General features: G+C 41.1%; 8 protein-coding genes. All 8 read left to right on the forward strand.

Going from position 1 to position 15,471, the window contains the following annotated elements; all coding sequences use genetic code 11:
• Positions 1–155 precede the first annotated feature (155 nt).
• The 8 genes from KMW37_RS07410 (at position 156) to KMW37_RS07445 (ending at position 15,308) form a co-directional block, all read left to right on the forward strand.
• The gene (locus KMW37_RS07410; protein ID WP_215223984.1) at positions 156–1,406 is read left to right on the forward strand and encodes an efflux RND transporter periplasmic adaptor subunit; all 1,251 of its coding nucleotides are present in this window, start codon (positions 156–158) and stop codon (positions 1,404–1,406) included.
• A gap of 150 nt (positions 1,407–1,556) precedes the next feature.
• Positions 1,557–1,913 (forward strand): four helix bundle protein, encoded by a 357-nt coding sequence (locus KMW37_RS07415; protein ID WP_215223985.1) that lies wholly within the window; start codon positions 1,557–1,559, stop codon positions 1,911–1,913.
• Between the two features lie 64 nt (positions 1,914–1,977).
• A complete protein-coding gene (locus tag KMW37_RS07420; protein ID WP_215223986.1) occupies positions 1,978–2,676 on the forward strand; it encodes an ABC transporter ATP-binding protein in 699 nt (232 codons plus the stop codon).
• 104 nt (positions 2,677–2,780) lie between these two features.
• Positions 2,781–5,144 carry an ABC transporter permease gene (locus KMW37_RS07425; protein WP_215223987.1) on the forward strand — a complete coding sequence of 788 codons (2,364 nt, stop codon included), beginning with the start codon at positions 2,781–2,783 and terminating at the stop codon, positions 5,142–5,144.
• Positions 5,145–5,324: 180 nt separating this feature from the next.
• On the forward strand, positions 5,325–7,673 hold the full coding sequence (locus tag KMW37_RS07430) for an ABC transporter permease (RefSeq protein ID WP_215223988.1): 2,349 nt from the start codon (positions 5,325–5,327) through the stop codon (positions 7,671–7,673).
• Between the two features lie 130 nt (positions 7,674–7,803).
• The gene (locus KMW37_RS07435) at positions 7,804–10,227 is read left to right on the forward strand and encodes an ABC transporter permease (protein WP_215223989.1); all 2,424 of its coding nucleotides are present in this window, start codon (positions 7,804–7,806) and stop codon (positions 10,225–10,227) included.
• 213 nt (positions 10,228–10,440) lie between these two features.
• Positions 10,441–12,798 (forward strand): ABC transporter permease, encoded by a 2,358-nt coding sequence (locus KMW37_RS07440; RefSeq protein WP_215223990.1) that lies wholly within the window; start codon positions 10,441–10,443, stop codon positions 12,796–12,798.
• Between the two features lie 146 nt (positions 12,799–12,944).
• A complete protein-coding gene (locus KMW37_RS07445; protein ID WP_215223991.1) occupies positions 12,945–15,308 on the forward strand; it encodes an ABC transporter permease in 2,364 nt (787 codons plus the stop codon).
• Positions 15,309–15,471 lie beyond the last annotated feature (163 nt).

Here is a 15,471-nt window from a genome sequence, read left to right on the forward strand (position 1 = left end):
TGCTTTGGATTTTTTCGTCCGCCAGCGAACGAAAATGTTCGATGCGAAACATAAGGAATTATTAAAAAGTGGTATTCAGTCCATTAGAGGGCATTTTTTACTGGCATATAAATTGGCAAATAGCTAATGCCTTAAATAGGAACTAGTTTTTGGACATGGATAGAAAAATTGAAAAGAAAACCTGGACACCAAAGTTCATTGCAATGATCATCATTGGTCTGGCAGTGCTGTCTTTAATCGTGTACCAATTGTTATTTGCAGATAACAGAAGCTCGCTATATGTGGAGAGGGAAAGACTTTCCATTGCGACAGTGAGTGAAGGGGAATACAAGGATTATATCACCGTATCAGGCACCATGCAACCAGCAGAGACCTTTTACTTGGATGCGATAGAAGGAGGGATTATACAAGAAGTGGTAAGGGAATCTGGAGCCTTTGTGGAAATAGGGGATACCATTTTGACACTGACCAATTCCAATTTGCAATTGGATGTGATGCAAAGGGAAACCATGTTGTACGAACAGATCAATAATCTGCGTCAGACCAGGTTATTGCTCGATCAGAATGACCTTAACCAGCAAGGCCAGTTAGCTGAGATTGATTATCAAATCAGTTTGCTGAAGCCCCAGTATGGAAGGTTTAAGGAATTGCATGATAAAAAATTGGTTTCAGATCGTGAGCTGGAGGAAGTGAAAGAGGAATACGAATATAATATCAAGCGAAGGGCCCTGACCTATGAGTCTTACAAGAATGACTCCATCGCCCGGTCCATCCAGCTGCAACAGTTGAAAGCTTCTGAGGCCAGAATGCAAAAGTCCCTGGAAGGTGTAGGCCATATCTTGGATAACCTGATCATCACTGCACCTATTAATGGGCAGTTGGCTACGGAAAAGATAGAAATAGGCCAGTCCATTCAGTCTGGTGAGCGATATGGGCAGATAGATATTCTTAATGAATTTAAGGTTAGGGTACAGATAGATGAACTGTATTTGCCGAGGGTGAGAAAAGAACTTAGGGGAAGCTTCTCTTTTTCCGGAGATAATTATGCTGTCGAAATTGCAAAAATCTATCCAAGTATTTCCGAGGGCAGGTTTGAAGTGGATATGTTGTTTCTGGAAGGGACACCAAAGGGGGTGAGAAGGGGACAATCAGTTAGGATCAAGCTGGAGCTGGGTGACAGTGAAAGGTTGTTGCTATTGCCTACTGGAGGCTTCTACAAGGATACAGGCGGGAACTGGGTTTTTGTTTTGAACAATTCCGGGGACAAAGCTCAAAAGAGAAACATAAGACTTGGAAGAAAAAACCCGGATCATTTCGAAGTGCTGGAAGGCCTTAATGAGGGGGATAAAGTGGTGGTGTCAGGCTACGAAAATTTTGGAGACAATGAGGTGCTGCTGTTGAAATAGGAAGTACGAAGAGGGAAGTACGAAGTCGGAAGTAGGAAGGACGAAGTGGAGAGGTTGAAGAGGGTAGTTCTGAGGATTAAGGCTAGAATTTGAAAGCTGAAAATTGTAAATTGATAGATTTCAGTTGAAAATTTTTAACCCGTATCCATTATGAAATTTAAGTTTGAAAACCTGATTATTTGGCAAAAAGCCATGAACCTGAGTGAGGCGATTATCAAAACAAGTGAGCATTTTCCCAAAAGCGAGATGTATAATATCACCTCGCAGATTATGCGAGCTGCTGATTCAATTGCCTTGAATATAGCCGAGGGAGCGATTTTGCAATCTTCTCTAGAACAAAAGCGGTTTTTGGGCTATGCTATTAGATCGCTTGCTGAAGTAGTAACCTGCCTTCACAAGGTAAAACGAAGAAATTACATTGATGAATTAAAATTTAACCAATACTATCAGCAATCATTTGACTTAATGAACATGATGATTGCATACAGAAAAAGCATTAAACAGTAAGCGACTTTGGACAAGGAGGCGTTGCTTCCATCTTCCAACTTCAAACTTCGAACTAAAGAACATTATGCAAAACGTCATTAAAACAACCGCCCTAAAAAAGCTCTATGCTACAGAAGAGATAGAGACCACTGCTTTGGAAAGCATTGATATCGAAATCAAGCAAGGGGAGTTTGTGGCCATAATGGGGCCTTCTGGATGTGGGAAATCCACCTTGCTGAATATCCTGGGACTTTTAGATAATCCAGATGAAGGAGAATACCATTTCCTGGACCATGAAGTGGCCAAGTTCTCGGAAGGAAAACGTTCTCAGTTGAGAAAGGGCAATATCGGATTTGTCTTCCAGAGCTTTAACCTGATCGATGAATTGACGGTTTTCGAAAATGTGGAACTCGCACTGCTTTATTTAAAGGTGCCTGCCAATGAGCGAAAACAAAAAGTGGAACAGGTACTCGAAAGGATGAATATCATGCACAGGAGGAACCACTTTCCACAGCAGCTTTCTGGAGGTCAGCAACAGCGGGTGGCCATTGCCAGGGCCATTATCACCAAGCCAGCCATTATCCTTGCCGATGAACCTACCGGTAATTTGGATTCCGCCAATGGTGAAGAAGTAATGAGGCTTTTGGAAGAATTGAACAATGAAGGAACCACCATTGTGATGGTTACCCACTCCCCACATGATGCCAATTATGCCCACCGTGTGATCAATCTATTTGATGGTAAGGTGGTGACGGAGAATATCCGTGAGCAATTCCATATTTAAGTAAGAAGGAAGTACGAAGTGGGAAGTATGAAGATTGAAGACAGCTTCTAAATACAAGCTACTTACTACTACAATACTATAACTAGCAATCATACCATACAGCTATGCTTAAACATTATCTAACATTGGTCATTCGAAATTTCAGAAGACATTCGACCACCTTCTTGATCAATTTGATTGGGCTATCTTTTGGGCTGGCCAGTGTCATCTTAATTTATTTGTGGATACAGGATGAGAGAACAGTGGATCATTATAGTGGGAAAAGCGATCAACTTTACCAGATTATGACCAATCATGATAATGAGGGCGGAATCATGACAGTGAGTGCTGGTCCAGGTTTATTGGCAGATGCCATGGAAGAGGAAATGCCAGAAGTGGTAAAAGCAGCAGCCACTTCTTCTTATGTAGAAGATGTTTCCTTTTCCTTTGAAAATAATAAAATAGGGGCAGAAGGCCTGTTTGCTGAGCAGGATTTCTTTGATCTTTTTACTATTCCATTGCTTTATGGGAACTCCAATGAAGTGATCACTGGAATCAATAATGTGGCAATCTCTGAAAGTACCGCTAAAAAGATTTTTGGAAATCCTGAAGAAGCATTAGGTAAAAGTATGGAATGGAAGATTTTTAATTTTAGCGATCAGGTGATGATCACTGGCATTTATAAAGATTTTCCCACCAATGCCAGTATGCAGCCTGATTTTCTGTTAAGCTTTGATTATTTCAGGAAAATGCTAGGCGATGGAATCCATTGGGATAACCATAATACCTTGAATTATGTGCTACTGAAAGAGGGTACGGATGTCAATGCTTTTAACCAGAAAATCAAAGACTTTGTCAAATCGAAACTGTCCTATTCCAAAGTAAGCCTTTTTGCCCAAAAATATGAAGTTAGATATCTCCATGGTGTCTATGAAAATGGGGTAGTTGCTGGAGGAAGGATCAGTTATATATACATATTTACCATCATTGGGATTTTAGTTTTACTGGTGGCCTGCATCAATTTTATAAATCTCACTACTGCCAGAGCCCTAAGCCGGAGTAAGGAAGTGGGGATCAAAAAAGCCATTGGAGCTGAAAGAAAACAGCTGGCCTATCAATTTATGGTAGAAATATTTTCCTTGACCTTATTGGGGCTTTTCGTTGCCCTAGTTCTGGTATTTTTGCTTTTGCCCGCCTTTAACCAAATTACCGACAAGGAGTTGAGTTTTGGATTTACCGTTCAGCAATGGATGATTTTTCTAGGGATGGGACTATTGACAGCATTAATATCAGGTGTTTATCCAGCAGTTTATCTTTCAGGTTTTCAGCCGACTACTGTTTTAAAGGGGATTCAGAAAGGATCTTTTGGAGAGCTGCTGGCCAGAAAAGGTTTGGTGATCATTCAGTTTTCAGTTTCCTTGGTGATGATCATTGCCACCATCGTCGTGAGCAAACAATTGTCCTATATGCAGGGGCACAATTTGGGTTATCAGAAAGATAATATTTTGATGGTCACTCCCTACAGTCTCTCTGACCAAAAATTGAATACTTTTTTGGACCAGGCCAAACGAATTGAGGGTGTGGAGCAGGCTTCCAGTATTTTCCATAATCTGGTAGGGAGTTGGAGTACTACAGTGGGATTGGAATGGCCGGGCAAGAATCCCGATACCGATATCAAGTTTGAAAATATCACAGTCAATTATGACCTGATCGAAACATTGAAAATACCTGTTTTGGATGGGAGGTCATTTTCAAAGGAATTTGGCACAGAGGATACCAAAATCATTTTAAACGAAGCAGCGGTAAAGGTGATAGGATTTGATGAGCCTGTTGGGCAAACCGTCAACCTTTGGGGAAATGATATGGAAGTTATTGGTGTGGTTCAGGATTTTAATTTTGAATCCTTGAAGGAAAATATCAAGCCGGCCTTCTTGAAATTTGGTAATGAAACTGCTCAGAATATTTTAGTGAGGATTAAGGGAGAAAATATCAAGTCCACTTTGGAAGATCTTGGCAAGCTTTATCATTCATTGAATGATGGGGATGCATTTGAGTATAAATTTTTGGATGAAACCTTCCAAACTCAATATGAGGCAGAGCAAAAGGTGGAAACATTGGTTCGCTATTTTGGAGGTCTGGCCATATTGATTTCCTGTTTGGGGCTCTTTGGACTGGCTGTGTTTAGCGCAGAAAGGCGTAGAAAAGAAATAGGAGTTCGCAAGGTCCTCGGAGCCTCTATTGGAACAATTGTAAAGCTGATGACCGGAGAGTTTTCCTTGTTGATCCTTTGGGCCATTTTGGTGGCCTGTCCATTGGCTTGGTGGGCCAGTGATAGGTGGTTGGCCGAGTTTGCCTATAAAACATCACTGGAATGGTGGGTGTTTGCTTCAGGAGGATTGATTCTGATGCTGATCGCCATGCTCACGGTGGGCACACAAGCTTTCCGAGCCGCCAATGTGAATCCAGTGAATTCATTGAGAGATGAATAGGGTATCAAGTAGCTAGATTCAAGATACTAGACTTTAGATATAAGATTAAAGAACAAGGAGTAAAGAACGAAGCCTATCTGGCAGCAGACAGGTGGGAAGCTTGAAGAACGAAGGCATTTACTCATTACCTGTCTGCCGACAAGGCAGGCTCAATACTAAATACTCAAAGCTATTATTGCCATGCTAAAACATCACCTCATATTATTCTTTCGCAATTTCAAGAGGCATAAAGATACCTTTTTAGTGAATCTTTTGGGACTTGCTGCTGGGCTTGCCTGTACTTTGATGATTTACTTATGGGTAAGTGATGAGCTTTCGATGGATAAGTTCCATCAAAATGACGATCAGATTTTTCAGGTAATGATGAGATCGGTTTCTGCCAATGGAGTGGAGGTGGGAACAAATAACCCTACAGGCTTGGCAGGCATCTTAATGGACGAAGTGCCCGAAATAGAATTGGCTGTTTCTGAAGGGATAATTCCGATGGAATACCCCTTAATAGCAAAAGGAGATGTATACAAAAGTATTGGTGCATATGTTAGTCCGGAGTATTTCCAGGTATTCTCTTATCCTGTGCTGGCTGGGAATGGCACACACTTTTTGGAGGATAAGTCGGGAATAGTAATTTCCAAGGAGCTGGCCTATAGGATTTTCGGAGAAGGAAAAAATGTATTGGGAGAAATGGTCTCAATTGATGGAAAAGGAGAATATCAAGTTTCCGGTGTTTTTGAAATCCCCACTAATTCTACTAGAAATTTTGATTTTTTAATTCCTCTGGCCACTGCTTTTGATCACTACCCCAACCTCAAGGAGGACTGGTCCAGCGTTTGGGTAAACACTTTTGTTCTGGCGCAAAAAGGGACTGATCGTTCAGCTATCGATGAAAAAATAAAAGGAATTGTTACCAAATATACAGGAGTCCAAAGTGAATCCTTGTTTTTGAGGAAATTTTCGGATGCCTATCTCTATGGTAACTATGAAAATGGGTTGCAAGTAGGAGGAAGAATTAGCTATGTTAAGCTGTTCGCCCTGATTGCCTTATTTATCCTGGTATTGGCCTGTATCAATTTTATGAACCTTTCTACAGCCAAAGCTTCTCAAAGGTTGAAAGAAATCCGCGTCAAGAAGGCCATGGGAGCAGAAAGAAAAACCTTGGTAATGCAGTACCTGACTGAATCGGTTTTTCTGTCATTTTCAGCTATGATTTTGGCCCTGATTGTTGTCATACTACTTCTGCCTCAATTTAATGAACTTACAGGCAAAACACTTAGTATAACTTTGAGCTGGTCCATGGCCGGTAGTTTTTTGGGGATTACCTTATTGGCTGGGTTGATGGCAGGAGGCTACCCGGCACTTTACCTATCTGGAATAAACCCGATCAAATCGACCTTAAGTAAGAGAGGCGTACCAACTGAATTGTGGGTTAGAAAGGGGCTTATAGTTTTTCAGTTCACCTTATCTGTGGTTTTGGCAGTAGCGGTGCTGGTAGTACATAGACAAATCGCTTTGATTCAATCAAAGCAACTTGGCTACAGCAAGGAAAACGTAATGTATTTTCCCATTGAAGGGGAGGTAGCGAATCATTTGGGGTCATTTCTTGAAGAAGTGAAAGAAGTGTCCGGGGTTAAAAGTGCTTCCAGTATGTTTATGACCTTTTTAGGAAATATCAATGGTACAAATGATTTGTCTTGGTCCAGCAAAGAAGAAGGTGAAAGAGTAGATATGGAATATCGTCGTGTCAATTATGGATTGACAGAATTGCTGGATTTGGAGGTGCTTAAAGGAAGAAGTTTTGACAAGAATAGATTAGATACCAATGCGATAATTTTCAATGAATCTGCGGTAAATGCCATGGGATTGGAAGACCCTATTGGACAAAAGGTGAGACTCTGGGGAAATGAACGCGAGATCATAGGGGTTGTCAAAGACTTTCATTTCAAGTCATTGCATGAAAAAGTGAAGCCTCTCTTTCTTTTCATCAACCCGGAGAGGACCAATTATGTAGCCTTAAAACTAGCAGCTGGAAACCAACAAAATACAATAACATCTCTGAAAGAATTTTACAAAGCGTTTAATCCAGGATATGTCCTTGACTACAGATTTATGGATCAAGCTTATCAGGAACAATATATATCAGAGCAGCGCGTCTCCACCTTATCGAAATACTTTACGGGTTTGGCCATTTTGATTTCCTGCTTGGGACTCTTTGGCTTGGCGGTATTCAGTGCTGAGAAACGAAAAAAGGAAATCGGTGTGCGAAAGGTGCTGGGGGCATCGATAGGTACCATTGTTAAATTGATGACAGCTGAGTTTTTTAAACTGGTTTTAGTAGCGTTTGCAATAGCTGTCCCTATTTCTTGGTGGGCAAGTAGGCAGTGGTTGGCAGGTTTTGCTTACCGTACTTCATTGGATTGGTGGGTATTTATCGCTGCAGGTGCAATGACTTTGCTGATAGCGATCCTCACCGTAAGTACGCAGGCATTCCGATCTGCCAATGTGAATCCGGTGGATTCATTGAGAGATGAATAGGCTAGCTAGATTCTAGATAATAGACTTTAGATAAAATATTAAAGATCAAAGAGTAAGGATGTAAAGGTGGAAGAGGTAAGATGAAGGAAGTTCAATACTTATGACCCAATACTAAATACTATAAAAAGCCATGTGGAAGAACTATATTAAAATCGCTTGGAGAAACCTTTTGAAAAAGAAGGTATATGCTTCTATCAATATTTTGGGATTGGCAGTAGGCATGGCCTGTTGTTTGGTGATCTCCATGTATATCATGGATGAACTGTCCTATGATCAGTATCATGAAAAGAAGGACAGGATTTATAGGGTGATTCATGGAAATAGTTCTGAAGGATATATTTCCGAGGATGGAAAGGCAGAATCCTATTGGGTATGGGGAAATGCCCCTGTTGGGCCTGCATTGATGGAAGAATTTCCGGATATAGATAAAGTGGTGCAGTTTTCTGGGAGGTCAGATCTTCTTTTGAGCTATGAGGAAGACGCCTATCAGGAAGAGGGAGTATTCTTTATGGATTCCACGGCTTTTGATGTATTCAGTTGGGAAATGATAGAAGGTGAGCCCAAAAAAGCATTGGTTGCGCCATATAGTATTGTTTTGACAGAAAGTTTGGCCAAAAAGTATTTTGGGAATGAAGATCCAATAGGCAAGACCCTGAAGGGAAGTGAATCTGCTGGACGTTCAAATGCTGGAGACTATACTGTTACTGGAGTGATGGAAGACCCTCCAAAAAATTCGCATTTTAAGTTTAATGCGCTACTTTCTTTAAGCACTTTTAGGCTATCCCGACCAACGGTTTTTGATCAGTGGGGCTATGTGGATTTCTATACTTATTTTTTAGTGAATGAGCACTTTAACCCTGAGGACTTCCAACAACGAGTGCCTGAGTTTTTGAAAAGAAGAAGGGGGGATTTAGGAGATCGTTATACAATAGCCCTTGAACCTTTGGATGATGCATACCTGAAATCAATAGCGCTTAGGCAGCCCGGAGAAACAGGGAGCATGTCCAATATTTATATATTCTCCGTAATAGGGATTTTTATTTTGGTAATAGCCATCATCAATTTTATGAACCTATCCACGGCGCGTTCCATGGAAAGAGCAAAGGAAGTAGGGATAAGAAAATCTGTGGGAGCCAATAAAATGAGCCTAATTCTTCAATTTATGGGAGAGTCACTGATCATAGTTTGTATAGCGTCGGTTGTGGGTTGGCTTTTGCTTCTTTTGGGTTTCCCAATGGTGGAGAGCTTGACCGGTAAGGTTTTGGAACTCAACCAAATTATCAGCTGGCAAAATATATTGTTGTTTCTTGGACTAATGGTATTAATAGGCCTTTTGGCAGGCTCCTATCCCGCTTTGGTGCTTTCGAGCTTTAAGCCGGTTATGGTATTGAAAGGCATCAATAGGACGAATGCCAGCGGTGTGAATTTGAGAAAAGCTTTGGTGATCTTTCAATTCAGCCTTTCAGTGGCCCTGATCGCAGGAACCTTGATCGTGTATTTCCAGATGAACCATCTTTTGGATAAGGATATGGGCTTTGATAAGGAGCAAATGTTGGTAGTGGATTATAATTATGATGGACAAGTCAATAAGGTTTCTTCTGCTTTGAAGCAGGAACTTGAGAATTATCCCTCCATACTTTCTGTCGCCTTCTCTAGAAGTGTGCCAGGAAGTTATTATCCTCATGCGGGTACTAATATTGAATCTCCAGAAGGTGAAATGAAACATTATTCACCTCCTATTTTCCAGGTAGGGATAGACTTTGTGAATCATTTTGACTTAGAATTGATTGCCGGACGATCCTATTCCAGAGATTTTCCTTCTGACTCCACTTCTGCATTGATTATTAATGAAGCGGCAGCCAAATCATTTGGTTACGCTAACCCTGCAGATATTGTAGGGAGAAAGTTCGAGCAGTGGGGACATGAAGGTGAGGTAATTGGTGTAGTGAAGGATTTTAACTATATCTCTCTTCATAGGGATATTGAACCGCTTACCCTGCCTTTTGAAGCATATGCCGGCCGTTATATGAGCGTCAAGGTAAAACCTGAAGATGTAGGAAATACGCTTGCCCAAGTTGAAAAAGTTTGGAAAGAACTAGCTCCACATCGTCCATTTGTCTACAGTTTTCTGGATGATGATTTTAACAGTCAGTACCAATCCGATTTTAGGTTCAAGCAATTGTTTACCAGCTTTTCGGTGATAGCGATTTTGATTGCCTGTTTGGGATTACTGGGGCTGGCCACCTATACAGCAGAGATGCGAACCAAGGAAATTGGAATTAGGAAAGTCTTGGGTGCAGAGGTGTTCAGCATTGTCACCCTACTGTCAAAGGACTTTGTCAAGTTGGTGCTGGTAGCCATCGCGATCGCCACTCCGGTATCATGGTATGTGATGAATAAATGGTTGATGGGCTTTGCTTATCAGATAGAAATTCACTGGTGGATCTTTGCGATTGCAGGATTGATGGCTGTAACGATCGCGATTTTGACCATTAGTTTCCAGTCCATAAAATCCGCATTGGTTAATCCAGTTAACTCATTGCGGAGTGAATAAATGGAGTAGAAAGTAGCTAGCATCTAGATTTTAGACGCTAGACTTTAGATATAAGATTAAAGAACAAAGAGTAAAGAATGAATTGAAGTCGGAAGTTTGAAGAGGGAAGACAGAAGAATGGAGTACGAAGAGGGAACTGTATAAAACTGAGGACTCAATACTCTCTACTCTCTACCTGTCTGCCGACAAGGCAGGCTCAATACTAATAATGCCATGTTAAAACATCACTTAATCATATTTATTCGGAATATCAGAAAAGACAGGAGTACTTTTTTGATCAACCTGATTGGTCTTTCCACTGGTTTGGCCTGTGTCCTGCTAATTTACCTGTGGGTGAACGATGAAATGAAAATGGACAAGTTCCATGAGAATTATGGTCGCATATATCAGGTTATTGAGCATGTGGAGTTTTCTGATGGGGTGCAGACTTTCATCGAAACATCTAGTCCCATGGCTGAGTTGTTGGCTGATGAAATGCCTGAAGTGGAATACGCGGCTTCATCTATTCCTCCGAGCTGGTTTGGAAAACACCTGCTTACTGTAGGCGAGAAAAACCTTAAAGCAGTTGGACAGCTGGTTAGCAAGGATTACTTCAATATTTTTTCTTATCCATTGATTAAAGGGAACAAGGATCAGGTCATGACAGATCCAAACTCCATAGTTATCTCCAGAGAATTGGCCACGAATCTATTTGGTACTACAGAAAATATAGTTGGTGAAGCGGTGGAATTTGAGCATGACAGGACTTTTCAGGTTTCTGGGATCTTTGAGAATGTACCTTCCAACTCTACTGTCCAGTTTGATTTTGCCTTATCTACTGAGGCTTCAAAGGAAATCCCCCCTTGGACCTCTCTTCATACTTGGAACCATACTGGCCCTAAGGTATATGTTTTGGTGAGGGAAGGAGCAGATATACAGCTGCTAAATAGCAAAGTGGAAAAAATTCGGAAAAGCAGGAACGAGCAGACTATTCAAACTGCAACATTGGTGTCTTTTTCGGATCATTACCTACATGGAAATTACGAAAATGGAAAGCAGGTGGGTGGCCGAATTGAATATGTAAAGCTATTCTCTCTTATTGCTTTAATTATTTTAATTATTGCTTGTATCAATTTTATGAACCTGTCCACGGCCCGCGCTTCTAAAAGGTTAAAAGAGATCGGAATAAAGAAAGCAGTAGGAGCGGACCGAGAGAGCTTTATTTTTCAGTTCCTTACTGAGTCTGTAGCCATGTCACTTTTGGCTTTGATACTTGCGGTGGGATTGGTGATGCTTTTTCTCCCTCAGTTCAATGTCATTGTGGGTAAACAGCTGAGATTGAGTTTTGATATTTCTCTTGTTCTATCAGCTTTAGGTATTGCCATTTTTGCCGGGTTGATAGCAGGAAGTTATCCTGCCCTCTATTTGTCCAGGTTCAGTGCCATTAAAGTGCTTAAAGGCAAGCTGAATAGTTCATTTGGGGAATTTATGACCAGAAAGGGATTGGTTGTGTTACAATTTGCGCTTTCTATCATATTGATTGTATCTGTGTGGGTGGTCTATAAGCAGATTGAGTTTGTACAAAACCAAAATATGGGCTATGACCAGGACCATATCATAACCATGCAAGTTGAAGGCAGTATCAAACGGCAGCTGCAACCTTTTGTATCCGAAGCGAAAAAGTTACCAGGTGTAAAAAATGTGTCCAGTACGACGCATAGTATGATAGGGAAAAATTGGAGTACCACAATAGACTGGGAGGGAAAGGAAGAAAACAATGCTACTCAATTTATCATTTTTGGTGTTGATTATGATTTTATAGAGACCATGGGCATGGAGGTGTTGAAAGGCCGTAGTTTCAATCGAGATTATGGAATGGATAGCTTAGGGATCATTTTTAACGAAACGGCCATTAAAACCATGGGAATGGAAGACCCTATAGGTAAAACGGTAGAAAATGGGCGGGCAACCATTATAGGTGTAGTTAAGGATTTCCATTTCAAATCGCTGCATGATAAGGTCGATCCCATATTTATGGTGCTGATGCCGGAGGGCGTCAAATATATTATGGTGAGTATTGATGGTGGACAGGAGAAGGAGGCATTAAAGGGACTTCAAGAAATTTATAAGCAGTTTAACCCAGGTTATCCTTTTGAATACAGGTTTTTGGATAGTGATTTCCAAGCCCAATATGAATCCGAACAAAGAGTAGCAGTATTGTCCAAATATTTTGCAGGCTTGGCTATTCTTATTTCCTGCTTAGGCTTGCTAGGGCTATCAGCTCATACAGCCGAACAGCGGACCAAGGAAATAGGTGTTCGTAAGGTCCTTGGAGCTTCTGTAAGTAGTATTGTCACTTTATTGTCCAAAGAATTTATGCGATTGATTTTGCTCGCGATACTTATTGCCACCCCGATTGCATGGTATGTCATGAACAGATGGCTTCAAGATTACGCCTACCAGATAGAGCTGAAATGGTGGATGTTTTTAGGTGCTGGTCTAGCCGCTATAATTATTGCCTTGCTGACGGTAAGTTCCCAGGCAATCAAGGCAGCACTGATGAATCCGGTAAACTCATTGCGAAGCGAGTGATGGGAGTAGCAAGTAGCTAGATACTAGATGCTAGACTTTAGATATTAGATTATAGAACAAAGAAGGAAGTTTGAAGGATAAAGCACGAAAGGAGAAGTCTCAAGACTCAATACTAGATACCCAATACTCAATACTATAAAAAAGCCATGTGGAAGAACTATATAAAAATTGCCTGGAGAAACCTTTTGAACAAAAAGGGATTTGCATTCATCAATATTGGAGGATTGGCTATCGGTATGGCCAGTGCCCTCCTAATCCTGCTTTTGGTGCAGCATGAATGGAGCATGGATAGGTTCCATAGCAAAAAGGATAGGGTATTCCGTGCCATGAACAAGGCAGAGTTCAATGGAGAAATTCATGTTTGGGGTCATACTCCCAAACCTCTTGGTCCTGCATTGATAGAGGAATATCCAGAGATAGAATCCATGTCCAGGGTTTCTGATATGGGGGATATTCTATTTACCGTGGATAATCTGAAAATCATGGCGCAAGGTTTTTTTGTGGATACGGATTTTTTAAGAATTTTTGATTTTTCCTTGGTAGAAGGGGACAAACAGTCCCTTTTTAAAAATCCAACAGATATTGTGATTACCCAAGATTTTGCTAAACGGCTGTTTGGTTCAGTCGATGCCCTGGGCAAAACTGTTTTGGTCAATAATGAGGAAACTTTTACAGTCACAGGCTTATTAAAGGACCTTCCTTCAAATACCCAATTCGAATTTGATTACTTGGTCCCTTGGTCTTACATGGAAAAGTTAGGTTGGTCGGATGATTATTGGGGAAATAATTCTGTAGAAACCTATGTGGCCCTACATGATCAGGCAGATCCACTGCTAGTAGGAGAAAAAATCAAGGGAATTACCCAGAGACATAGTGAGGACGAGGACACAGAAGTGATCCTTCATGCTATGCCCAACTGGTGGCTATATTCCAAGTTTGAAAATGGGGAGATAGCTGGAGGAAGGATAGAGATGATCAGGCTATATGGGATTATTGCAGGCTTTATACTATTGATTGCTTGTATCAATTTTATGAACCTGACTACTGCGAGAAGTGAAAAACGCGCCAAGGAAGTTGGCATACGGAAAGTGGTAGGAGCAGGCAAAATGGCTTTGGTTTACCAGTTTTTGATTGAGTCCGTTATTATTTCTGCCGTGGCCGGGGTGATTGCGTTGGGAATCGTTCAATTGATATTGCCTTATTTCAATCTGATGATGGAAAGGAGCTTGGCCATTGATTATGCAAGTTTATGGTTTTGGCTTGGAGTGTTGGGCTTTGTTTTACTGACTGGAGTATTGGCAGGTAGTTATCCGGCTTTCTTTTTGTCATCTTTTATGCCGAGTAAAGTACTAAAAGGTACTTTTAGAAAAGTACATGCTAAGGTCAATCCTCGTAAAATTCTGGTTGTATTACAGTTTAGCATTGCCATTATTTTGATGGTAAGCACCTTGGTCATTCAGAAGCAAATTAGCCATGGTAAAGATCGTGAAAATGGATATGACAGAAATAACCTGATTTATATTCCCCTCACCGATGATATCAAACAACATTATGGGGTGATCAAACAGGAACTGGTGAATGCAGGAACAGTGAAATCCATGACCCGTACACTTTCCCCATTGACAGAAATTTGGAGCAACACTTGGGGAATTGGTTGGGAAGGAAAAGACCCGAATGATAAGACAGTGTTTAATCGTTTCCATGTAGATGAAGGCATTGTCAAGACGGCTGGATTGACCTTAATAAGCGGACGAGACTTGGATTTGGAAATGTTTCCAAGTGATTCTTTGGCTATGCTATTAAATGAAAGTGCGGTAAAAGCGATGGACTTTGAGGAACCTTTGGGGCAAATTGTCACCGACAGCAATACGGATTATCATGTGGTGGGAGTGGTGAAAGATTTTATAATGATTGATCCTTTTGAGCAGATAGAGCCGCTGCTTTTAGCGGGGATCCGGAGTGGCAATTGGACGAATGTAGTTCACCTCAAATTTAACCCCAACTTATCGACAGCTGAAGCTTTGGAAAGCACCAAGGAAGTGTTGGCCAAGTACAATCCTGATTTTCCTTTTGAATACACCTTTGTAGACGAAGCCTATGCCAAGAAATTCGAGGAATCACAGCGGTCCGCACAGCTGGCGGCAAGTTTTGCCTTTCTGACCATATTCATTTCCTGTTTGGGTTTATTTGGATTGTCGGCTTATATGGCTGAGACGCGCACCAAGGAAATCGGGATACGTAAAGTGTTGGGTGCCTCAGTAGCTTCATTGACCTCGCTACTTTCTAAGGATTTTGTCTTGTTGGTTTTGATTTCCTGTGTGATCGCTTTTCCAGTTGCATGGTGGGCGATGAGCCAATTCCTGAAATCATTTACTTATAGGATCAACTTGGACTGGTGGCTTTTTGCCTTGGCAGGAATAGGAGCAGTACTGATTGCGCTGTTGACGGTCAGCTCACAAGCCATCAAAACGGCATTGATGAATCCGGTAAACTCATTGAAGGATGAGTAAGGTAAGTATCTGGTGTCAAGAATTTAGATGCTAGACTTGAGATAATAGAATAAAGAACAATGAAGTGGGAAGTACGAAGAGGGAAGGATGAAGCCTGACTGGTGGCAGATAGGTGTGAAGGAGAAATTCGCAATACCCATGACTTAATACTAATGCAATAGAA

Origin of the sequence: Echinicola shivajiensis, assembly GCF_018642165.1 — a bacterium.
Classification (GTDB): Bacteria; Bacteroidota; Bacteroidia; order Cytophagales; family Cyclobacteriaceae; genus Echinicola; species Echinicola shivajiensis.

Excerpts from the sequence above, each read along its gene's own strand:
- KMW37_RS07410 (WP_215223984.1), top strand. The coding sequence starts at position 156 with ATGGATAGAAAAATTGAAAAGAAAACCTGGACACCAAAGTTCATTGCA.
- KMW37_RS07415 (WP_215223985.1), top strand. The coding sequence starts at position 1,557 with ATGAAATTTAAGTTTGAAAACCTGATTATTTGGCAAAAAGCCATGAAC.
- KMW37_RS07420 (WP_215223986.1), top strand. The coding sequence starts at position 1,978 with ATGCAAAACGTCATTAAAACAACCGCCCTAAAAAAGCTCTATGCTACA.
- KMW37_RS07425 (WP_215223987.1), top strand. The coding sequence starts at position 2,781 with ATGCTTAAACATTATCTAACATTGGTCATTCGAAATTTCAGAAGACAT.
- KMW37_RS07430 (WP_215223988.1), top strand. The coding sequence starts at position 5,325 with ATGCTAAAACATCACCTCATATTATTCTTTCGCAATTTCAAGAGGCAT.
- KMW37_RS07435 (WP_215223989.1), top strand. The coding sequence starts at position 7,804 with ATGTGGAAGAACTATATTAAAATCGCTTGGAGAAACCTTTTGAAAAAG.
- KMW37_RS07440 (WP_215223990.1), top strand. The coding sequence starts at position 10,441 with ATGTTAAAACATCACTTAATCATATTTATTCGGAATATCAGAAAAGAC.
- KMW37_RS07445 (WP_215223991.1), top strand. The coding sequence starts at position 12,945 with ATGTGGAAGAACTATATAAAAATTGCCTGGAGAAACCTTTTGAACAAA.